21 protein-coding genes and 1 pseudogene are annotated in these 19199 nt (G+C 69.8%); 15 read left to right on the top strand and 7 right to left on the bottom strand.

The features are described from left to right. Positions 1 to 4 precede the first annotated feature (4 nt). Positions 5 to 1303, bottom strand: a complete 1299-nt coding sequence (locus P1L40_RS08000; protein WP_284010798.1) for a dihydroorotase — start codon at positions 1301 to 1303, stop codon at positions 5 to 7. On the opposite strand from P1L40_RS08000, the pseudogene P1L40_RS08005 reads away from it, so the two are divergent. Continuing rightward, a pseudogene (locus P1L40_RS08005) lies at positions 1296 to 2396 on the top strand (MFS transporter); the annotation flags it as partial. The gene P1L40_RS08000 and the pseudogene P1L40_RS08005 sit on opposite strands and share 8 nt — an antisense overlap. A 179-nt stretch (positions 2397 to 2575) precedes the next feature. Here P1L40_RS08005 and P1L40_RS08010 read toward each other — a convergent pair. Further along, on the bottom strand, positions 2576 to 3148 hold the full coding sequence (locus P1L40_RS08010) for a cysteine hydrolase family protein (RefSeq protein ID WP_284010799.1): 573 nt from the start codon (positions 3146 to 3148) through the stop codon (positions 2576 to 2578). A gap of 85 nt (positions 3149 to 3233) precedes the next feature. On the opposite strand from P1L40_RS08010, the gene P1L40_RS08015 reads away from it, so the two are divergent. From P1L40_RS08015 to P1L40_RS08045, 7 genes are all read left to right on the top strand, one after another. Continuing rightward, positions 3234 to 4721 (top strand): Hvo_1808 family surface protein, encoded by a 1488-nt coding sequence (locus tag P1L40_RS08015; RefSeq protein ID WP_284010800.1) that lies wholly within the window; start codon positions 3234 to 3236, stop codon positions 4719 to 4721. Beyond that, a complete protein-coding gene (locus P1L40_RS08020) occupies positions 4714 to 6063 on the top strand; it encodes an Hvo_1808 family surface protein (RefSeq protein ID WP_284010801.1) in 1350 nt (449 codons plus the stop codon). Before P1L40_RS08015 ends, P1L40_RS08020 begins: the two co-directional genes overlap by 8 nt. 99 nt (positions 6064 to 6162) lie before the next feature. Continuing rightward, a complete protein-coding gene (locus P1L40_RS08025; RefSeq protein WP_284010802.1) occupies positions 6163 to 7662 on the top strand; it encodes a sensor histidine kinase in 1500 nt (499 codons plus the stop codon). A gap of 67 nt (positions 7663 to 7729) precedes the next feature. Beyond that, positions 7730 to 7918, top strand: a complete 189-nt coding sequence (locus tag P1L40_RS08030; protein ID WP_284010803.1) for a hypothetical protein — start codon at positions 7730 to 7732, stop codon at positions 7916 to 7918. Between the two features lie 56 nt (positions 7919 to 7974). Then, positions 7975 to 9129: a nicotinate phosphoribosyltransferase gene (locus tag P1L40_RS08035; RefSeq protein WP_284010804.1), complete on the top strand. Its 1155-nt coding sequence runs from the start codon at positions 7975 to 7977 to the stop codon at positions 9127 to 9129. Positions 9130 to 9188: 59 nt separating this feature from the next. Beyond that, positions 9189 to 9473, top strand: coding sequence for a DUF6360 family protein (locus P1L40_RS08040; RefSeq protein ID WP_284010805.1), 285 nt, complete (start codon positions 9189 to 9191; stop codon positions 9471 to 9473). 42 nt (positions 9474 to 9515) lie between these two features. Further along, positions 9516 to 9815 carry a CPCC family cysteine-rich protein gene (locus P1L40_RS08045; RefSeq protein WP_284010806.1) on the top strand — a complete coding sequence of 100 codons (300 nt, stop codon included), beginning with the start codon at positions 9516 to 9518 and terminating at the stop codon, positions 9813 to 9815. Positions 9816 to 9827: 12 nt separating this feature from the next. Here the strand turns inward: P1L40_RS08045 and P1L40_RS08050 are convergent, their stop codons facing one another. Further along, a complete protein-coding gene (locus tag P1L40_RS08050) occupies positions 9828 to 10682 on the bottom strand; it encodes a ZIP family metal transporter (protein WP_284010807.1) in 855 nt (284 codons plus the stop codon). An 88-nt stretch (positions 10683 to 10770) separates the two neighbouring features. Between P1L40_RS08050 and P1L40_RS08055 the strand changes: the two genes are divergently transcribed. Beyond that, positions 10771 to 12087 (top strand): aryl-sulfate sulfotransferase, encoded by a 1317-nt coding sequence (locus P1L40_RS08055; protein ID WP_284010808.1) that lies wholly within the window; start codon positions 10771 to 10773, stop codon positions 12085 to 12087. A 53-nt stretch (positions 12088 to 12140) separates the two neighbouring features. Here P1L40_RS08055 and P1L40_RS08060 read toward each other — a convergent pair whose 3' ends face one another. Next, entirely contained in the window at positions 12141 to 12401 is a 261-nt protein-coding gene (locus P1L40_RS08060; protein WP_284010809.1) for a hypothetical protein, read from the bottom strand. Between the two features lie 119 nt (positions 12402 to 12520). Here P1L40_RS08060 and P1L40_RS08065 point away from each other — a divergent pair, with 119 nt between their 5' ends. Next, complete coding sequence (locus P1L40_RS08065; RefSeq protein ID WP_284010810.1) at positions 12521 to 13390, top strand: mechanosensitive ion channel family protein; 870 nt, start codon at positions 12521 to 12523, stop codon at positions 13388 to 13390. 1 nt (position 13391) lies between these two features. Here P1L40_RS08065 and P1L40_RS08070 read toward each other — a convergent pair whose 3' ends face one another. After that, positions 13392 to 14528, bottom strand: coding sequence for a site-2 protease family protein (locus tag P1L40_RS08070; protein ID WP_284010811.1), 1137 nt, complete (start codon positions 14526 to 14528; stop codon positions 13392 to 13394). 38 nt (positions 14529 to 14566) lie between these two features. Further along, positions 14567 to 14920 (bottom strand): hypothetical protein, encoded by a 354-nt coding sequence (locus P1L40_RS08075; protein ID WP_284010812.1) that lies wholly within the window; start codon positions 14918 to 14920, stop codon positions 14567 to 14569. Between the two features lie 82 nt (positions 14921 to 15002). Between P1L40_RS08075 and P1L40_RS08080 the strand changes: the two genes are divergently transcribed. From P1L40_RS08080 to P1L40_RS08090, 3 genes are read left to right on the top strand one after another with little or no spacing between them, the layout of a single operon-like run. Next, complete coding sequence (locus tag P1L40_RS08080; protein ID WP_284010813.1) at positions 15003 to 15509, top strand: hypothetical protein; 507 nt, start codon at positions 15003 to 15005, stop codon at positions 15507 to 15509. 45 nt (positions 15510 to 15554) lie between these two features. After that, positions 15555 to 16199 (top strand): thiamine phosphate synthase, encoded by a 645-nt coding sequence (thiE, locus tag P1L40_RS08085; protein WP_284010814.1) that lies wholly within the window; start codon positions 15555 to 15557, stop codon positions 16197 to 16199. A gap of 60 nt (positions 16200 to 16259) precedes the next feature. Further along, positions 16260 to 16766, top strand: coding sequence for a hypothetical protein (locus P1L40_RS08090; RefSeq protein WP_284010815.1), 507 nt, complete (start codon positions 16260 to 16262; stop codon positions 16764 to 16766). A 9-nt stretch (positions 16767 to 16775) separates the two neighbouring features. Here P1L40_RS08090 and P1L40_RS08095 read toward each other — a convergent pair whose 3' ends face one another. Further along, complete coding sequence (locus P1L40_RS08095; protein WP_284010816.1) at positions 16776 to 17021, bottom strand: glutaredoxin family protein; 246 nt, start codon at positions 17019 to 17021, stop codon at positions 16776 to 16778. Between the two features lie 73 nt (positions 17022 to 17094). Here P1L40_RS08095 and P1L40_RS08100 point away from each other — a divergent pair, with 73 nt between their 5' ends. Further along, positions 17095 to 18033, top strand: a complete 939-nt coding sequence (locus tag P1L40_RS08100) for an oxidoreductase (protein WP_284010817.1) — start codon at positions 17095 to 17097, stop codon at positions 18031 to 18033. A 70-nt stretch (positions 18034 to 18103) separates the two neighbouring features. Further along, entirely contained in the window at positions 18104 to 19186 is a 1083-nt protein-coding gene (locus tag P1L40_RS08105; RefSeq protein ID WP_284011050.1) for a CNNM domain-containing protein, read from the top strand. The last annotated feature ends 13 nt before the right edge of the window (positions 19187 to 19199 follow it).

The following is a 19199-nucleotide window of genomic DNA, read 5'->3' on the forward strand; positions in this document are numbered from 1 at the left end:
CGGCCTATAGCAGTTCGCCGTCGGCGTCCCGGACGTTCTGGCCGTCGTGGGCACCAAACGGGTCGGCGGCGTCGGCGTCGTAGACGACCGTCCCGCGGACCATCGTCCACTCGGGGAAGATCCCCTCGAACCCCTCGAAGGGCGTCCAGCCACAGTCCGTCTGGAGGGCCTCGCCACCGATCTCGGTCGTCTCGGTGGTGTCGACGAGCACGAGGTCGGCGTCCCGGCCGGGTTCGATCGCGCCCTTCTGTGGCACGTCGAAGACCGCCGCGGGGGTGGCCGCGGTCAGGTCACGGACTCGCTCGTAGGACAGCGGCGTGTCCGGATCGCGCGCCTCCGCCAGCAGGAGCGGGAGCATCGTCTCGACGCCGGGGACGCCAGACGGGGCGTCCCAGATGCTCGCGTCCTTCTCGGCGCGGGTGTGGGGCGCGTGGTCCGTCGCGATCATGTCGACGGTCCCGTCGGCGACCCGCTCGTACACCTTCCGGCGGCGCGACTCCCGGCGCAGCGGCGGGTTCATCCGGCCGAGCGTGCCGAGTTCGTCCAGGTCTTTCCGGGACAACAGGAGGTGATGGGGCGTCACCTCGGTGGTCATCCCGGCCTCGCTGGCGATGTCGATGCCCTCCGGGGTCGACGTGTGGGCGATGTGGATTCGGGCGTCCCGGTCGCGTGCGATGGCACAGGCCCGCTCGACGGCGGCGGCCTCGGCCTCGGCGGTCCGGTAGGCGCTCCAGGCGTCGGCGTCGTCGCGGGCCCGGGCGTCCTCGTTGAACTTCGTGGCGTCCTCGGCGTGGACGGTGACGGGCACGCCGGCCTCGGTGGCGGCGTCGACGGCCTCGGCGAACAGGTCCGTATCGATCCCCATGTCGCCCGTCGAGTCCGCGAGGAACACCTCGCCAAGGGCGAACAGGCGCCGGGCGAGCAGCGAGTCGGGGTCCCAGTCGGCGGTGACGCCGCCGTTGATCCCCCAGTCGATCAGCGAGTCGGCGGCGAACTCCGCTTTCTGGTCGAAGGCGGCCCCGTCGACCGTCGGCGGGTCGGTGTTTGGCTGGTCGACCACCGTGGTGACCCCGCCGGCCGCCGCGGCCCGGGAGCCTGTCTCCCAGGTCTCCTTGTGCGGGTAGCCCGGCTGCCGGAAGTGGACGTGTACGTCGATCGCGCCCGGGAAGAGGCGCTTCCCCGCAGCGTCGAGGACGCGGTCGTCGCCCGGTTCGAGGTCGCGGCCGACCGCGGCGATCGAGTCGCCGCTGACCCGGACATCGCGCTGGCTGCCGTCGGGGAGCGTGGCTGAACGGATGAGCATACGCCCCTCTCGGCCGGGTACGCCCGTAAGTCTCCCGTTCCAGGCGGCCCCGAGCCGTGGGAGCTATACCGCCCGGGTCGGACAGTCGGCTGTGACCGCGAGACAGGGACGGATTCCGTGGGAGTCGTCGGTGCTACAGCTCGCGCTCGCGAGCACGCTCACCGCCGTCCTCGGCGTCACGCTCGTCAGTCCGCTCCTGCCGGCCATCGGCCGGGAGTTCGCCGTCACCGACGGGCGTGCGAGCCTGGTCATCACCGTCTACACGCTGCCCGGCGTCGTCCTCGCGCCGGTCGCCGGGGCGCTGGCCGACCGGTACGGCCGCCGGCCGATCCTCGTCGGGAGCCTGCTCGTCACCGCCGGCTGTGGCGTCGCCGTCGTCTCGGCGGACCGGCTGGGTGCCGTCCTGGTGCTCCGGGCGATCCAGGGGGTCGGCGCCAGCGGCGTCCTCAGCGTCGCGGTGACCCTGCTCGGCGACGCCTTCGAGGGGCCACAGCGCAACGCGGCGCTGGGGGTCAACGCCGCCGCCATCTCCGTCGGCGCGGCGGTGTACCCCCTGGTCGGTGGCGTCCTCGGCGAGAGCGCCTGGCGGCGCCCGTTCTGGCTGTACGCCGCCGGCGTGCCCGTGGCGCTGCTGGCCTGGTGGCACCTCGCCGAGCCGCCGTCGACGGGCGAGCGCGAGGGCGGACTGGCCTACCTCCGGAACGCGCTCGGGTCGCTCCCCGAGAACGTGGCGGTCCTCTTTGGCGCCTCCTTCGCGGGCTACGCCCTGTTGTTCGGCGGGTTGTTGACGGCGGTGCCGTTCCGCCTGACCGGCGCGTTCGGCCTGCCGGCGGCCCGGATCGGCGCGGTGCTGAGCGCCGGCGCCGTCGCGACGGCGGTCGTCGCCGCCGCCAACGGCCGGCTCGTCCAGTTCGCCGCGCCACAGCGTCTCGTCGTCATCGGCTTCGCCTGTTACGGTGTCGGGCTTGTCGGGACCGCGCTGGCCCCGACGCCGCTTACCGTCGCTCTCGCCGGACTGGTCGTCGGCGCCGGCCAGGGCCTCACGCTCCCGTCGATCGACGGGCTGATCGGGAGTCTGGCGCCGGCCCGCTACCGCGCCGGCGTCTTCGGCGTCCGGACGAGCGTCATCTCGCTGGGCGCGACGGTCGGGCCGGCGGTGTTCGCCGTCGCGGGGGTCGCGCCGGCTACGAGCAGACGCTGCTCGCCGGCGGCCTGGTCGCGCTCGGCTGTGCGGCGGTCGGGATCGGGCTCGGCGTCCGCCCGGACCGGTGATCACTCGAAGCCGACAGCGGCGCGGTCGGTGACCTCGCCGAACAGCCAGTCGGCGTGTTCGAGGGCGTACTCCCGGTGGTCCTGCTCGATGAAGCCGACTGCGTCCTCGACGAGCACCGGCCGGAAGTCCCGCAGGCCGGCGCTGGAAGCTGTATGTAGCACGCAGACGTTCGCCAGCGTCCCGCAGATCACCAGGTCGTCGATCCCGTGGGCGTCGAGCCACCCCTCCAGTTGGGTCTCGTAGAAGGCGTCGTAGGTGTGTTTCTCGACGACCAGCTCCGCGGCCTCGGGATCGAGTGCTTCGACGAGGTCAGCCTCCCAGGAGCCTTCGACGACGTGTTCGCCCCAGCGCTCGAACTCGTCGTAGTAGTGGGCGTCAGCGAACTGCTCGGGCGGGTGGACATCACGGGTCAGGACCACGGCGGCGCCGGCCGCGCCCGCCCGGTCGATCAGGTCGGTCACGGGCTCGATCGCGGCCTCGCTGTCGGGGGCGTAGAGGCTCCCCTCGGGGTGACAGAAGCCGTTCTGCATGTCGACCACGATCAGGGCCGTGTCGGCTGGATCGAACTGCATACGCGACGGTAGGGGCGCCTCCCTCCCAACAGTTGTGGTCGTGGTAGCGTGTCACTTTTCACCGCCCTCCCCCTTAGACGGGTAGATGCGACGCCTCGCCGTCCTCGCCCTCTGTGTGGTACTGGCCCTCACTGGCTGTCAGGCGCCCGGTTCGACCGGTGGCCACGATAGTCTGGACGCGAGTGCGAGCACCGGCGGGGACGCCGCGGCCACCCCGGCGACCGACACCGAGTCGACGGCACAGCCGGTGGTCGCCGGCGACGCGCCACCGGACCCACAGACCGACCGGCTGGGCTGGGAGAACGGCTACTGGCACAACGAGTCGCTGCCGGTGACCACCGAGGACGGCCTCAACGAGAGCGAGCGCGCGGCCGTCGTCGCCCGATCGATGGCCCGCGTCGAGGTCGTCCGGCGCCTGGAGTTCGACACCACCGTCCCGGTCGGCCTCGTCTCGCGGGCCGAGTACCGCAACCGCAGCGGCGGCGGGTCGCCTGGCCCGGCACTCCGGCGGTTCGACAACGCGAAGTTCGAGGCGCTGCTGTTGGTCGGCGAGGACCGTGGGTCGATCGCCGTCCAGGACAGCACGCTCGGCGAGAGCGTCCTCGGGTTCTACAGCGGCGGCCGCGACGAGATCGTCCTCGTGACCGACTCCGAGACGCCGACGATCGACGAACTGACGCTGGCCCACGAACTCGTCCACGCGCTGCAAGACCAGCAGTTCGGGCTGGCCAGCGACGCGCGGACCCGCGACGGGGTCCAGGGGCGAAACGGCCTGATCGAGGGCGACGCGACGGCCGTCGAACAGGCCTACGACGCCCGCTGTGGCGAGCAGTGGGACTGTCTGGCCGGCGGCGGTGGCGGCGGTGGCGGCGGCGGGGACCGCCACTTCGGCATCAACTTCATGCTGTATTTCCCCTACAGCGACGGTCCCGGCCTCGTGAACGACCTGCGCGACCGTGGCGGGTGGGCCGCGGTCGACGACGCCTACGACGACCGCCCCGACGGCGCCCGCGAAGTGATCGCCCCGAGCGAGTACCCCGACTGGGAGCGCGAACCGGTCGACCTCGCGGACCGGACCACCGGGGACTGGGACCGGGTCCGTCCCTCCACCGACCGGGACCGTCCGGACTACGCCGTCGTCGGTCCCTCGGCCATCGCCGCGTCGCTGGCCTACACCCTGACCGACGACTACAACGAGTCGAGCGCCGTCGCCCCACAGGACGTGATCAACTTCGAGGACGACGGCTCGGTCGACTCGTCGGACCCGTACAACTACGACCTGCCGGCCACCGACGGGTGGGCCGGCGGTCGGATGCACGTCTACAGCGACGGGACGGAGACGGCCTACGTCTGGAAGACGGTCTGGGACACCGACCGGGACGCCCGTGAGTTCGCCACCGCCTGGGAGGGCGCCCTGGCCCACTGGGGCGGGACCGAGCGGGCCGAGGGGACCTGGGTCCTCGCCGCGGACAGCCCCTTCGCCGACGCCGTCGCGGTCCGGGTCGACGGCCGGACCGTGACCGTCGTGAACGCGCCGACCGCGGCCGAACTCGACGAGGTCCACGATGCGTAGGGAGCTGCTCGTGGCGCTGGCGCTCGTGCTGGCGGGCTGTAGCGCGCCGACACTCCCCGGACCGATCGGCGGGCCGTCCCACCCCGAGACGCCGACCGGCCAGGACGCGATCGGCTGGGAGGACGGCTACTGGTACGACGATCCGGTGTCGGTGACGACCGACGACGGCCTCAACGAGAGCGAACTGGAGGCGGTCACCGCCAGGACGATGGCCCGGGTCGAGCGGATTCGCGGGCTAGAGTTCGAGGAGCCGGTGCCGGTCGAAGTGATCTCCCGGGCCGAGTACCGGAACCGCAGCAGCGGCAACGGCAGCAGTGCCGGCCCGCCCCGGGACCCCTGGAACGACCAGGTCTGGGAGTCGCTGTTGCTCATCGGCGAGGACAGCGGGAGCAGCGAGGCCATCGACGACACGCTCTCGACGGCGGTACAGGGCTTCTACTCGCCCAGCCGGGACCAAATCGTCGTCGTCAGCCCGAGCGAGACGCCCGCGGTCGACCGGCGGACCCTGGCCCACGAACTCGTCCACGCGCTGCAAGACCAGCAGTTCGGGCTGAACGGGTCGGCCGAGACCCAGGACACCCAACTGGCCCGGGACGGCATCGTCGAGGGCGACGCCAACTACGTCGAAGCGCTGTACGAGCGCCGCTGTGGCGACGGCTGGAACTGTATGGACCGCCCCGAGCGCGAGGGGTCCAGTGGCGGCGGTGGCAGCAGTATCAACGAGGGGCTGTTCACCGTCATCATCCAGCCCTACGCCACAGGGCCGCGCTTCGTCGACGCGCGCCGGGAGGCGGGCGGCTGGGAGGCGGTGAACGCGGTCTACTCGGAGTACCCCGACAGCTCCGAGCAGGTGCTCCACCCCGAGGCCTACCCCGACGAGGACCCGGTGAACGTCACCGTCCGTGACCGCTCGAACGGCGAGTGGCAGCGGTTCGACCACGACCCGGTGGCCGATACCGTCGGCGAGGCCTCGATCTTCGCGACGATGTATCACAACAACCAGACCGACGCCGACCGCTACAGCTACGACAGCGCCCCCTCGGTCGGCTGGGGCGGTGACACCGTCGTCCCGTACCACGACGGCGACGGTGACGGGGACGGCGGCTACGTCTGGCGCAGCAGTTGGGACACGGAGGAGGACGCCCGCGAGTTCGCCCGGGCCTACCGGGCCGCACTGGTCGAGGAACACGGCGCGACCCAGCCCCGGGCGAACGTCTACGTCGTCCCCGAGTCCAGCCCCTTCGCCGACGCGTTCCACGTCGTCCGCCGGGGCGACACCGTCCGGATCGTCAACGGCCCGACCGTCGAGGACCTGGGCGAGATCCACGCGCCGGCCGGGTGAACGGCCAAACTGTATGGGAGTGCGGTTTTTATCGGCTCGCCTCGAAGCGGAGTGTATGCATCTCCCCGGAGCGAGTACCATGGGTCGGGAGCTGAGGGCGTGAAAACAGGAACACGTCGGCTCGGCACCAGCGGGATCGTCGGGGCGAGCGGCCTCGCCGTCGCGTCGCTGGGCGCGAGTGACATCTACGTCGACGCGGTCCGGCAGGGCGACCCGCTGTGGACCACGCTGGTCGAGAACTCGCTGTCGCTGTCGATCAGCCTGGCGCTGTGCTGGAGTGCCGTCTGGCTGTGGCGGGCCGCAACCGACCTCCAGGTCCGGCAGATGGGGCGGTGGTTCGGGGTCGCGGCCGCCGCGACGCTCGTCGTGTTGGCGGTCGTCGTCGGGACGCAGTCGCTGCAGTCACAGTTCAAGCCGTTTCTGGTCGTGGTCGCCGCGGGCGGGCTGACGCTACTTGCGGGGCTGGGACTCGGTCGGTACGACGCCGAGCGGATCGACCAGCGTCGCGCGGTCGAGCGCCAGCGCGACAAGTTCGCGGCGCTGTTCGAGAACGTCCCGAACCCGGTGATCGCCGTCCGCTTCGAGGACGAGGAGCCCCGCCTGGAGATGGCGAACCCGGCGTTCGAGGAAGTGTTCGGGTTCACCGAGGCGGAACTGGCCGGCCGGGACCTCCGGGCGGCGCTGCGGCCGCCGGACGAGGAGCCAGAACGGGTCGACGGCACCGAACAGTCGGTCGCGCCACAGACCAGCGACAGCGACCTCGACTGGACAGAGATGGAGGTCACGCTCGACACCGACTACGGCCAGCGGGAGTTCGTCCGGGTGACCGCGCCGGCTGCCGACGACAACCCCGAAGAGGAGTACGCCTACTACGTCGACGTGACCGACCGGAACCAGCGCCGGGAGCGGCTCCAGGTCCTCTCCCGGACGCTCCGTCACGACATCCGCAACCGGATGGATGTCGCCTACGGCACCGCAGAGGTGCTCGAAGCGGACCTCGACGGCGACCGGGAGTCGCTCGCCAAGCGGATACAGACGGCCATCAGCGACCTCCAGCGGATCAGCGAGCAGACCCGCGAGGTCGAACGGGTCGTCTCGGGCGAGTACGACTCCTACACCGAGACGCTGTCGACCATGGTCGCCGAGCAGGTCGAGGCGCTCCGCGACGACCACCCCGACGTGTCGGTGACCGTCGACCTGGGCGCGGTCCCGCCGGTCAGGGTCAACGACGCGGTTCCGGTCGCCATCGGGAACGTGCTTGAGAACGCCGTCGTCCACAACGACGACCCCGACCCGACCGTCGAGATCACCGCCGGGACCACCGACGACGGCGAGTACGTCACGCTGCGGATCGCCGACGACGGCCCCGGAATCCCACAGCGTGAGGCCGAGCTCCTCCAGGACGAACGCGACCGCTCACAGCTCGAACACACGAGCGGACTGGGGCTGTGGGAGGTCAGCTGGATCCTCCGGAACCTCGGTGGCTCGCTCGACTTCGCCGAGAACGAGCCACGCGGCACCGTCGTGACCCTCACCCTGCCCCGAGCCGACCGATCGACGGGCGACGAGTCCGGGGAAGGCGTCTCAATAGACACATGATGTCAGCAGACCAGTCAGTAGCCCACATACACACGTTCTTATAGACTCGGTGTCACGTCACGCGTAGATGTCCGCACTGTCCGACCCCACGGCCGCCGACCGTCCCGACGCGACAACGACGTGTCCCCTGTGTGATCGCGGCGAATACGGAGAACAGGACCTCTACGTCCACCTGCAGGTGAACCACCGGAAGAGCACACTCAGCGAGGCGCTCGTCGACGCCCTCGACGTGGCCCCGACGGCCGCCGAGCGATAGCGGGCTCTCCGGGCCCGACCGTGGTTCTTTTTCCGGAGTCCGTCCGAAGGCGGGGTATGACGGACGATTTCGACATCGTCTCTCCCGAGGCGATCCACTCGGGACGGGCGACGGACGCGTACTTCGACCGGACGATGGAGGCCCTCGAACACGCGGGCAGAAACCCCGACGTGGTCGCGGAGGTGACCGCCAGCCAGTTCGCGACGGGGCGCTGGGACCTGCTCGCCGGGGTTCCCGACGCCGCCAGGCTGCTGGCCGATCGGGCGGTCGATGTCGACGCGCTCCCGGAGGGACAGCTGTTCGACGGCGGTCCGGTCATGCGCATCGAGGGATCCTACCGGGAGTTCTGCCGGCTGGAGACCGCCCTGCTGGGTTTCCTCTCGCACCCGACCGGCGTCGCCACCCGGGCGCTGGCGGCCAGACACGCCGCGCCCGACTCGACGGTGCTGTCTTTCGGATCTCGGCACGTCCACCCGTCGCTGGGGGCGATGGTCGAGCGGTCGGCGCTGCTGGGCGGGCTCGACGGGTTCTCCAACGTCGCGGCCGGCGACGTGCTCGGTCGGGCGGCCGGCGGGACGATGCCCCACGCGCTACTCATCTGTTTCGGCCGTGGGAACCAGGAAGCCGCCTGGCAGGCCTTCGACGAGGCCGTCCCCGAGGAGACGCCCCGCATCGCCCTGACCGACACCTACAGCGACGAGGTCGACGAGGCGCTGCGGGCGGCCGAGGCCGTCGAGGAGTTAGACGGGGTACGCCTGGATACGACCGGCTCCCGGCGCGGGGACTTCCGACACATCGTCAGGGAGGTCCGCTGGACGCTCGACGCCTACGGCCACGAAGATGTCGACATCTTCGTCTCCGGTGGGCTCGGTCCCGCGGAACTGCGGGACCTGCGTGACGTGGCCGACGGCTTCGGCGTCGGCAGCTACGTCTCGAACGCCGAGCCGCTGGACTTCGCGCTGGACATCGTCGAGGTCGACGGCGACCCGGCGGCAAAGCGCGGGAAGCTCACCGGGACGAAGAGCGTCTACCGCACCCCCGACGGCGGCCACCACGTCGGGCTGGCCGACCGGGACGCCCCCGCGGACGCCGAGTCGCTCATGGAGCCGCTCGTTCGGGACGGCGACCTCGTCCGGGAGTTCGATCTCGACGCCGCCATCGAGCGAGCGCGCGAGGACGCCGCCCTCGTGGGGTTCGAGCCACCGGAGTGACGGGGCCGGCGACGACCGCCCAACACAGGGGTTTTGCCAGCCAGGGCCGAACGGAGGGTATGGTAGACCGCATCCTGAAGGTCAACGCGTACACGACCTTCGACCTGCTCGACGGTACCGTCGAGGGCCACGGCTTCGACGAGGACGCGCTCGCGGTGTTGAACGTCACGGCACCGCGGAAAGACCCCGACCACGTCGAACTCCAGTTGGAGATGGACAACACCGACCTCGACGCGGTCGAGCCCCACGCCGACAAAGTGACCCTCTCGGCCGCACAGGCCCGTGAACTGGCCGGGGAACTGGAGCGATACGCCGGCAAGGTCGAGGACGCACAGGCGGAGTGAACGGTCGACAGTTCTTTGGTGTGACCACACATACCACGGCGCATGTCGACCGACACACCCGGCAACCCCGCCGCGCGCGAACTGGGCTATTGCCCGTGTTGTGGGTACAAGACGCTCCCCGAGGGCCAGCCCGGCTCGTACGAGGTCTGTCCGGTCTGTCACTGGCTCGACGATCCGTTGCAGTTCAGCGATGAGGAGTACGTCAGCGACACCAACCACGTCTCGCTGTCGACCGCCCGCGAGAACTTCCGCGAACACGGGGCGTGTACGCCCGAGGCCGTCGCGGACTGCGAAGCGCCCGACGGACAGCCCAGAGACCCCAACTGGCCGTACGACGGCTGACACCGCAGCGTATCAGCCGGCCAGCGAGATATCGAGGTACAACATCACGATCACGCCGACCATCAGCCCGAGCGTCGCCACCCGCTCGTGGCCGCTCGTGTGGGTCTCGGGGATGATCTCGTCGGAGATGACAAACAGCATCGCGCCGGCGGCAAACCCCATCGCGTAGGGGAGAAGCGGTTCGACGAAACTGACGGCGACGGCACCAAGCACCGCCAGCGGAATCTCGACGACGCCCGCTCGAACGCCGGCAAAGACCGCGTAGGCCCGCCGGTCGAGGCCGGCGTTGATCGCCGCGACCGACACCGCCAGCCCCTCGGGGATGTTCTGGATACCGATGGCGAGCATCAGCGAGAGGGCGCTGCCGAGTCTGGCCGGATCGCCGCCGGCGGCGCCGAAGCCGACGCCGACCGCCAACCCTTCGGGCATGTTGTGGAGCGTGATCGCGAGGACGAACAGGACGACGCCGGCCAGGCGCTCGTCGACGACCGGGACCGACTCGCTCGGTTCGGCGGCGTCGGTCCGACGACTCCCGGTCAGGAGGTAGTGGGCGTGCGGGACGAGGCGATCGCCCTGGTCGAGAAATAGCGCGCCCAGGCCGACACCGATCAGCGTCGGGACCGGGTTCCCCGCGGAGTACTCCTCGATGCCCGGGATGATGAGACTCGTAAACGCCGCAGCGAGCATCACGCCGGCGGCACCGCCAAGCGCCGTATCCATCGCCTGCTGGGAGGGGTTGCGCCAGACCAACACCAGCGACGCGCCCAGAAGGTTCAACGTGGCGATGACCACGCCGCCGACGAGTCCCGCCAGGAGCGGGTCTGTGCCGACGATATCGGCGAACCACTCGACGAACCCGGACTGCATGTGTCCCTGGATGTGTTCCCACGGGGTTTGTAGCTACCGACGGTCGGTCTCGGAAGGCTTTTTTTCGCCGTCGGCGGAGAGTGGCGTGATGGACCGTGGCATACGCAGTACCGCCCTGATCGTCGTCGGCCTCGTCCTCGTCCTCGGGACGGTCGCGGTCGGCGCCGCGACCGCCCCCGACACGAACGTCGGCGACGGCTCACAGCAGCAGACACTCGTCGGTTCCCAGGGAGGCGACACCGGCTGGCACGCCGACGGGAGCGTCTACCTGCTCACCGGCAGCGAGATCACCTGGCGAATCGACGACGCCGACAGCTACTTCGACGTGACACGACTGCCGGACGGCCGGGTGATGGCTGGGTTCATGCACTCCGGGTACGAGGAGGGGTGTGCGCCCTACGACCCGCCCTGTACGAAGACCGGCTACCGGATCATCGACCCCGACGCGGAGGGCGGCCCCGCAACCGTCGAGGAGTTCGCCTTCCCCGTCCGCTACGCCACGAACAGCGAGACCCACGATGTCGAGCGGCTCGATTCGGGCGAGTATCTCCTCTCGGACATGGAACACGAGCGGATCTTCACCGTCCGGGACGGGGCGATCACCTGGCAGTGGAACGCCTCGGAGTTCTACGACGCGCCCCCGGACGTGACCAGGCGTGACTGGCTCCACATCAACGATGTCGACGCGGTCAACGAGACACACTACCTCGTCTCCGTGCGCAACGCGAACCAGTTGGTCCTCGTCGAGCGCGGCGAAGGCGTCGTCGAGGTCGTCAACGAGGACGACGGCGGCAGCGACGACAGCTGTATGGTCAGAGACTCCCAGCTCAAAGACTTCGACGGCGACGGCGACATCCGCTGTGGCGACCCCGCGGTGTTGAACCACCAGCACAACCCCCAGTGGCTCGGTCCCGACGCCGTCCTCGTCGCGGACTCGGACAACGACCGCGTGGTCGAACTCCACAAGGTCGACGGCGAGTGGGAGCCCGCCTGGACGCTCTCGCGGGCCGGCGGCGTCCCGCTGCACTGGCCCCGTGACGCCGACCGCCTGGAGAACGGCAACACGCTCGTGACCGACACGCTGAACAAGCGCATCTTCGAGGTGACGCCCAACGGGACGGTCGTCTGGAGCCGTCAGACCCCCGACGACACGCCAATCGCTTACGAGGCCGAGCGGCTCCCCGAGGGCGAGCGCGTGGGCGCACAGCGCTACACCGCAGACGGCGACATCGAGGAGGCGGGCGGTGGCGGCGTGCCCGGGCTGTCGCTGCTGCTCGTGAGCCTGCAGTCGGTCGCCCCCTGGACGCCGTTCTGGTTCGGGGAGCTCCACCTCGGGCTGACACTGGTCGGTGTCGTCGCCGTCGTGGCCGGCGGCGCCGACCGGCTCCGAGGGTTGCGCCGGTAGCCCACGACGGCCCCAGAATCAGTGTGATCCGGACGGCGATCGGGCGCCGGTTTTCACGGCCCCGCGGGCCCGATCTCGTCGCGAACGACGAGATAGAGGGCCCAGACGACGACGCCGCCGAAGAACCCACCGAGGAACGCCCCGAAGAACGAGCCACTCGCCCACGCGAGCGCGTGGCTGCTGTTTCGATCGTTCGCGTCCCGGTAGATCAACGCGGAGACGATCAACGGGACGACCAGTAGTATCCCGAAGATCAACAGGAGGATGACGATTTCGGCACCGCCTGGAACGCCTAGCTGGAGGGAGGGCAGCATATCAGTATCTCGTCACAACGGGAACAAAAACGTTCCTATCACCCAGAGGCGACGCGAGCGAGCCGGTCGGTCCGACCGCCCGGACGCGGGTTTTTGTCGACCGGCAGTGAGGTTGGGACGTGCGCTGGCAACTCACCCCACCGGACTGGTCCGCCGTCGAACCGTACAGTCAACTGGTGTCGGACGTGGCGACGTTCGTCGCCGTCACGGTCGCGGTCACGCTGCTCGCGCGGCTGGTCGTCGTTCCGCTGGTCGTCCGGATCGTCCGGAGCCGAAACCGTAACAACCCGACGCTCGTCAGTGCGACGGAGACGTACCTCCAGGTCGCCGCCGTCGGCATTGCGGTGTTTCTCGGGCTCGTCGCCGCCGGGCAGGCGGGGTTCCTGTTGACCACCGACTCGGCGATCCTGGTCGCGGCCCTGACGTTCACGCTGGGCGTGGCCGGCCAGGAGGTCTTTGGCTCGCTGATCAGCGGGCTCTTCCTGGTCGCCGATCCCGACTTCAACGTCGGCGACTGGATCGGCTGGCCCGGTGGCGAGGGTCACGTCGAGGCGGTCGACTTCCGCGTGACACGGATCAGGACGCCCAACAACGAGACGGTCACCGTCCCGAACACGGAACTGACGACAAACGCCCTGACCCGGCCGTTCGGCCGCGACAGCTACCGGGTCACGGAGGAGGCCGTCGTCGCCTACGACGAGGACACGGAGCAGGCGTTGCTCGAACTCCAGCAGGCGGCGACGAACCACGATCGAGTCATCGCGGACCCTCCGCCGACGACCCGGATCGTCGAACTCGGGCCGGACAACGTCAGGATCCGCGCCGAGTTCTGGATCGACGACCCCGCACGCGGCGATGTCGCCGACGTTGAGTCGGACTTCCGACGGCGCGTGAAACGGCGGTTCGACGAGGAGTCGATCACCCTGGGTCCGCCGGCCGGCCGGGAGCTGTCGGGCTCCGTGGCGGTCACCCGCGAGATCGAGGGGTGACTCAGAACGGCCCGGACTCGCCGACGAGCCGGCGCATCTCCATGGCCGAACTGAAGTCCTCCCGGGAGACGACGCGGGTTCCGGAGGGGCCGTCGACGAGCGCGGCACTGGCGCCGCCGGTGTCTAAGGCCACGAGCGCGTCGAACGCTTCCATCGTCTCCTCGAACCGCGGGAGGTCGGTTTCCATCAGGTCCGCGACGGTGTCGGCCTGCCGTTCGGCCTGCGAGAGCGCACGGAAGTCACGGACGGTGACGACACCGACGACTTCGCCACCGTCGGTGACGGTGAACTCGGTCGTGCGGTCGGCGAACATCCGGTCGACGAGTTCCTCGACGCGGGCGTCGGCCTCGATGGTCGCCGTCGCCGGCCGGGCCACGTCGCCGACAGTGAGCCCCGCCAGCAGGTCCGCCAGCGCGACCGTGCGGGACTCGCCGGTCGCGGCCCCGTAGATGAACAGCGCGAGCAGGAGCAAGAGCGGCGAGAAGGAGAGCACGCCCACGACGGCGAAGAGGACGGCGAAGCCGGTACCGATGCGGGCGGCGATCCGGGTCGCCGAGGCGTAGGGCCGGTTGCGAGCGAGCAAGGCCCGTAGGACGCGCCCGCCGTCCATCGGGAACGCCGGGAGCATGTTGAACACCGCCAGGACGACGTTCGTGACCGCCAGCCAGCCGACGACGAAGAGCGTCACAGTGGCGCTGGCCGGCAGGGCCAGCAGGGCGCCGTAGCAGGCCAGGCCGACGAGGATGCTCGTGATCGGGCCGGCGACGGCGATCCAGAACTCGCGGTTCCACTCCCGGGGCATGGTCTTGAAACTGGCCAGGCCACCGAGGATCCACAGTGTGATCGATTCGGTCTCCAGGCCGTACCGCATCGCGGCGTAGGAGTGGCCCAGTTCGTGGAGGGCGACGCTGGCGAACAGCCCCACCGCGGCCGCTGCGCCGATGAGCCACGGCGTCGAACCGGCCTGCAACCGGGCCAGATCCAGTTGTGTCCCGGAGAGCCCGGAGACGATCGCCGCATACACCTCGATCTGTGCGGTGCTTGAGATGAGCCAGGCCAGCACCGGCAGGAAGATCAGCAACGAGATGTTGACCTTGATCGGGATACCCCAGATCGTCGTGACGCGGAAGTTCCACATGGACGCCAAGAGGGCGCCAGTGGTGTAATTATTTGTCCTTACACACCGGGGACGCCGACGACCTCGACGCCCAGCGAGAGCGTCCGGAGCAGGGCCAGCGCGAGCAACGAGGTCACCCACGCCACGAACGCGACGGCGCCCGCTTTCAGCCACCCGGCGTCGTACTGGACGTTGATGACGCCGACGTAGACGAGCAGGCCAACGACCGGACCCAAAAGCGGGAGCCAGCCGACGAACAGCGAGACGACCGCCCACGCGAACCAGGCGACAGCGGCGGTTATCAGCGCCTTACTGTAGCTGCTCGATCCGACGATCAGGGACGCGCCGACGTGGATCGCCAGCCCGCCGACGAGCAGGCCGACCACGAACGAGAGGGTGAGTCCGAGGACCATACCGGAGGTAGGCCCCGCCGGTATAGGAACGTTCGGGCCGGGTGCAACACTTTTGTCGACCGAGTGTAACGTACCGTACGTCATGGACCGAGCCCGGTTCCTCCCGGTCGGACTCGCCGCCGCGGGTCTGCTGACAGTCCTCGTCGGGATCCACACGGAGTTACTGCACGCCAGACCGATGTACGAGTTCACGATCGACACGAGATGGGGACGGTCCCCTGGGCAGCCCCGCTTGCTCCACTCGCTCAACCACGAGGAGCGACTGCTCGCACGGCTGTCCGGCGTCGGGCTGGTCGGGGCGGCGCTGGCGACGCGGTGGCGCCAGGCGGCCGCGATCCCGGCGCTGATCGGTGGGATCGTCCTGTTCTATCCGATCCGTGCGGTCCTTCACCACCTCGGCGACCCCGCAAGCGGCATCTACACGGGCGTCCTCCCGATCGGTGACCCGGCCGGGCGGATCGTCTTCGGCGCCGAGCCGTACCTGCTCGTTCTGGGCGGGCTGTTGCTGGTCGCCGCGGGCGTCGCGGGCTGGCGGCTGTCCCCGGCAGTGAGGGAGAGCGGCGAGACCGACGGCACGGTCGCGAACTGAGCCGCGAACGCAAGACTCAGCAGGCGGCGGCTTCGACACTCTGTCATGGTCGACTGGGGCGTGTATCTGGTGACACAGGCGTCACTGTCCGCGGGCCGAACGACGACAGCGATCGTCGAGGAAGCCATCGCGGGCGGTGTGGGCGTCGTCCAACTGCGCGAGAAGGACCGTTCGGCCCGCGAGCGCTACGAACTGGGGCGACGGCTCCGGACGCTGACCCGCGAGGCCGGCGTCACCTTCGTCGTCAACGACAGGGTCGACATCGCCCAGGCGGTCGACGCAGACGGCGTCCACCTGGGCGACTCGGACCTGCCGGTGCCGGTCGCCCGCGGACTGCTGGGCGAGGACGCCGTCGTCGGCCGGTCGGTCTCGTTCGTCGAGGACGCTCGCGAGGCCGAGCGGGCCGGCGCGGACTACCTGGGCGTGGGGGCGGTGTACGCCACCGGCTCGAAGGACGACATCGAAGACGACGAGTACGCCATCGGCACCGACCGCCTCGCCGAGATCGCCACGGCCGTCGACATCCCGGTGGTCGGTATCGGCGGGATCACCGCCGACAACGCCGCCGACGTGGCCGCGGCGGGGGCCGACGGCGTGGCCGTCATCACCGCCATCACGGGCGCCGAGGACCCACAGACGGCGACGCGGGAACTGGGAGCGGCCGTCGAACGGGGTCACGAGCGTCGGTAACGCCGACTAGCCTGATCGGAAGGGGACAGCTATATTTCCCGCCGTCTGTCATCGAGAAATATGCCCCTCGATAGACGGAGCGTCCTCGGGCTCGCCGGCGTGGCGGCCGCGAGTGCCGTCGCGGGCTGTAACGTCGTCGGTTCGGACGGGGCACCGTCGGCCGGCGGCTCCACGGAAACCGAGAACGGGCAGGACACCCCCGCGTCGGCGGCAACCGAGCGCTTCACCGTCCGCCTGCAGGGCCCCGAGACGGAGCAGGTGCTGTTTACCGGCGCGGCTATCGAGTCGGTCGGTCCCGTCGAACTCCGGCGGAACGCGCCGGGCTTCACCGTCACGCTCGCCGACACGGCCCGTCGGGACGTAGCCGAGACGTTCCGGTCGGCCGGCGTCACCGAGTCGCCGGGCGAGTTCGAACTGGTCCACGCCGAGGCAGACCGGCGCTACGACATCGCACCGGAACTGGCGACCGACATCGCGAACGGCGAGTGGGACGGCCGACTCAGGCTGACCTACGCGACCGAGACGCGGGCCGAGCAAGCGCGACAGCGACTCGTCGGCGATGCGTGAGCGTCGTCGTCAGGCCAGTCGCTCGCGCAGGTCGTCTTCCCGGACGACGTAGGTGAACGCGGGCGACCCGTCGACGAGGACGTGGGGGACTTTCTCGCCGTATTCGTCCTGTAGCTCGGGGTCCTCGTCAACATCGACCAGTTCCAGATCGACCGCCGTCTCCGTCTCCGCGGCCACGCGTTCGATCGTGTCGATGGCTTCCTCACAGAGATCGCAGTTCTCGCGCGTGTAGACCGTGATCGCGGTGGCACTCATGGGCGACCGTAGGGGCTCGACGGGAAAAGGCAGTGGCGATGCCCTTCTGTAGGTCGAGCCACTAGCGGGGGTGATGGGAGACTGGTCAGTCGCGGAGATGCCGTCGCTCGACGGGGATACCGTCGTGGTGACAGGCGCCAACAGTGGACTCGGCTTCGAGGGAACCAAAGCGTTCGCCCGCAAGGGCGCGACGGTCGTGATGGCCTGCCGGAGCGTCGACCGGGGCGAGGACGCCGCCGCGGAGATCCGGCGGTCGATCGCCGACGCCGACCTCGATGTCCGGCAGTGTGATCTGGCGTCGCTGTCCAGCGTCGCGGGGTTCACGGAGGGCGTCCGGGACGAGTACGGCGGCGTCGACATCCTCTGTAACAACGCCGGCGTGATGGCGATTCCCCGCCAGGAGACCGAGGACGGCTTCGAGACGCAACTGGGGGTGAACCACCTCGGACACTTCGCCCTGACCGCCCGCCTCTGGCCGGCGCTACGGGCCAGCGACGGCGAGGCGCGGGTCGTCACCCAGTCCAGCGGCGCTCACGAGATGGGCGAGATGGACTTCTCGGATCTCATGTCCGAGCGTTCCTACGGGAGGTGGGCGGCCTACGGCCGGAGCAAACTGGCGAACCTCCTGTTCGCCTACGAACTCCAGGACCGGATCGACGACAACGGCGTCGACGATGTCCGCAGCGTGGCCTGCCATCCGGGGTACGCGGACACGAACCTCCAGTTCCGGGGGCCACAGGAGATGGGGTCGAACGTCCGACTGGCCGGGATGAAAGTCGCCAACGCACTGCTGGGGCAGTCCGCCAAGCAGGGTGCGTTGCCGATGCTGTACGCCGCGACGGCCGACGGGATCATCGGCGGCGAGTACGTCGGTCCAGACGGCCTGCTGGGGATGCGCGGTGCCCCGGAGTTCCAGCAGTCAAACGAGGCCTCCCGGGACGAGGACGACGCCGCGGAGCTGTGGAGCGTCTCCGAGGAGCTGACCGGCGTCGAGTTCGACGTGAGCGCGTAGCCCCACGTTTTTACACCGCCCGTCGAGTACGGCCGCCCAGCCCATGCAAACAGCCACGGCCGCCCACTCCATGCCGACAGTCGAGATCGCCGCCAGACTACTGGCCGGGATCGCACTCATCCTCGCGAACGGCTTCTTCGTCGCCATCGAGTTCGCGCTGACCCGTGCCCGCCAGTTCACCGAGGACGAGTTCGTCGACGGCAGTGCGGCTCTGGAACGTGCCTGGGAGATGACCAACGATCTGGAGATCTACCTGACGAGCTGTCAGGTGGGGATCACCGCCTCCTCGATCGCGGTCGGGATCGTCGCCGAGCCCGCGCTGGCGGCCATCTTCGCGCCGCTGTTCGAGGGCTCCCGGCTGGCCGGCGTCGGGCTCGGCGCGGCCATCGCCTTCGTCATCATCAACCTCGTCCACCTGACCCACGGCGAGCAGACCCCGACCTACCTGGGCGTCGAGCGCTCGCGGTTCGTCTGCCGGCACGGCGCGGCCCCGCTGTACTGGTTCGCGAAGCTCATCTCGCCGCTGATCTCCGTCGGCGACACCGTCGCCAAGTGGACGCTGGGACTGTTCGGCGTCGAGATGTCCGGCGCCTGGCTCGAAACCGAAGTCGAGAGCTTCGAGTCCCGCGCGGAGTTGCGGACCGAACTCAGTTCCATCCTCGAACGCGGCGACCTCCCCGAGGAACGGCGCGAAGAGATCCTGGCGGCGTTTCAGGTCGGCGACCAGCAGATCCGTGACGTGATGGTCCCCCGCGAGGAGATCGTCGCGCTGTCGACGGCCGACGACGACGAGACGAACGCCCGGAAACTGGCCGAGACGCCCCACACGCGATTCCCGCTGATCGGCGAGGACTTCGAGGAGTTCCTGGGGATCGTCTACGTCCCCGCGCTGGTCCGAAAGCGCGAGGACCTGGCCGAGGACACCGGCCTCCTCGACGGCGTCGACCTCGAAGCGGTCGCGTCGCCACCGATGACGATGGCCGCCGACACGACCGTCAGCGACGCCATCGACCGGTTCCAGGCCGAGCGACAGGAACTGGCTCTGGTCATGGAGGGCGGCGAGGTCGTCGGCGTCGTCACCGTCACCGACACCTTAGAGGAACTCGTCGGCGACATCCAGGACCCCGAGGACGAACGGGCCGGCGTGGAGTAGCCGACGACCGGGT

It is taken from the genome of Haloarcula pelagica, from assembly GCF_030127105.1.
Lineage (GTDB): Archaea > Halobacteriota > Halobacteria > Halobacteriales > Haloarculaceae > Haloarcula > Haloarcula pelagica.

Excerpts from the sequence above, each read along its gene's own strand:
- P1L40_RS08000 (WP_284010798.1), bottom strand. The coding sequence starts at position 1,303 with ATGCTCATCCGTTCAGCCACGCTCCCCGACGGCAGCCAGCGCGATGTC.
- P1L40_RS08010 (WP_284010799.1), bottom strand. The coding sequence starts at position 3,148 with ATGCAGTTCGATCCAGCCGACACGGCCCTGATCGTGGTCGACATGCAG.
- P1L40_RS08015 (WP_284010800.1), top strand. The coding sequence starts at position 3,234 with ATGCGACGCCTCGCCGTCCTCGCCCTCTGTGTGGTACTGGCCCTCACT.
- P1L40_RS08020 (WP_284010801.1), top strand. The coding sequence starts at position 4,714 with ATGCGTAGGGAGCTGCTCGTGGCGCTGGCGCTCGTGCTGGCGGGCTGT.
- P1L40_RS08030 (WP_284010803.1), top strand. The coding sequence starts at position 7,730 with ATGTCCGCACTGTCCGACCCCACGGCCGCCGACCGTCCCGACGCGACA.
- P1L40_RS08035 (WP_284010804.1), top strand. The coding sequence starts at position 7,975 with ATGACGGACGATTTCGACATCGTCTCTCCCGAGGCGATCCACTCGGGA.
- P1L40_RS08040 (WP_284010805.1), top strand. The coding sequence starts at position 9,189 with ATGGTAGACCGCATCCTGAAGGTCAACGCGTACACGACCTTCGACCTG.
- P1L40_RS08045 (WP_284010806.1), top strand. The coding sequence starts at position 9,516 with ATGTCGACCGACACACCCGGCAACCCCGCCGCGCGCGAACTGGGCTAT.
- P1L40_RS08050 (WP_284010807.1), bottom strand. The coding sequence starts at position 10,682 with ATGCAGTCCGGGTTCGTCGAGTGGTTCGCCGATATCGTCGGCACAGAC.
- P1L40_RS08055 (WP_284010808.1), top strand. The coding sequence starts at position 10,771 with ATGGACCGTGGCATACGCAGTACCGCCCTGATCGTCGTCGGCCTCGTC.
- P1L40_RS08060 (WP_284010809.1), bottom strand. The coding sequence starts at position 12,401 with ATGCTGCCCTCCCTCCAGCTAGGCGTTCCAGGCGGTGCCGAAATCGTC.
- P1L40_RS08070 (WP_284010811.1), bottom strand. The coding sequence starts at position 14,528 with ATGTGGAACTTCCGCGTCACGACGATCTGGGGTATCCCGATCAAGGTC.
- P1L40_RS08075 (WP_284010812.1), bottom strand. The coding sequence starts at position 14,920 with ATGGTCCTCGGACTCACCCTCTCGTTCGTGGTCGGCCTGCTCGTCGGC.
- P1L40_RS08080 (WP_284010813.1), top strand. The coding sequence starts at position 15,003 with ATGGACCGAGCCCGGTTCCTCCCGGTCGGACTCGCCGCCGCGGGTCTG.
- thiE (WP_284010814.1), top strand. The coding sequence starts at position 15,555 with ATGGTCGACTGGGGCGTGTATCTGGTGACACAGGCGTCACTGTCCGCG.
- P1L40_RS08090 (WP_284010815.1), top strand. The coding sequence starts at position 16,260 with ATGCCCCTCGATAGACGGAGCGTCCTCGGGCTCGCCGGCGTGGCGGCC.
- P1L40_RS08095 (WP_284010816.1), bottom strand. The coding sequence starts at position 17,021 with ATGAGTGCCACCGCGATCACGGTCTACACGCGCGAGAACTGCGATCTC.
- P1L40_RS08100 (WP_284010817.1), top strand. The coding sequence starts at position 17,095 with ATGGGAGACTGGTCAGTCGCGGAGATGCCGTCGCTCGACGGGGATACC.
- P1L40_RS08105 (WP_284011050.1), top strand. The coding sequence starts at position 18,104 with ATGCCGACAGTCGAGATCGCCGCCAGACTACTGGCCGGGATCGCACTC.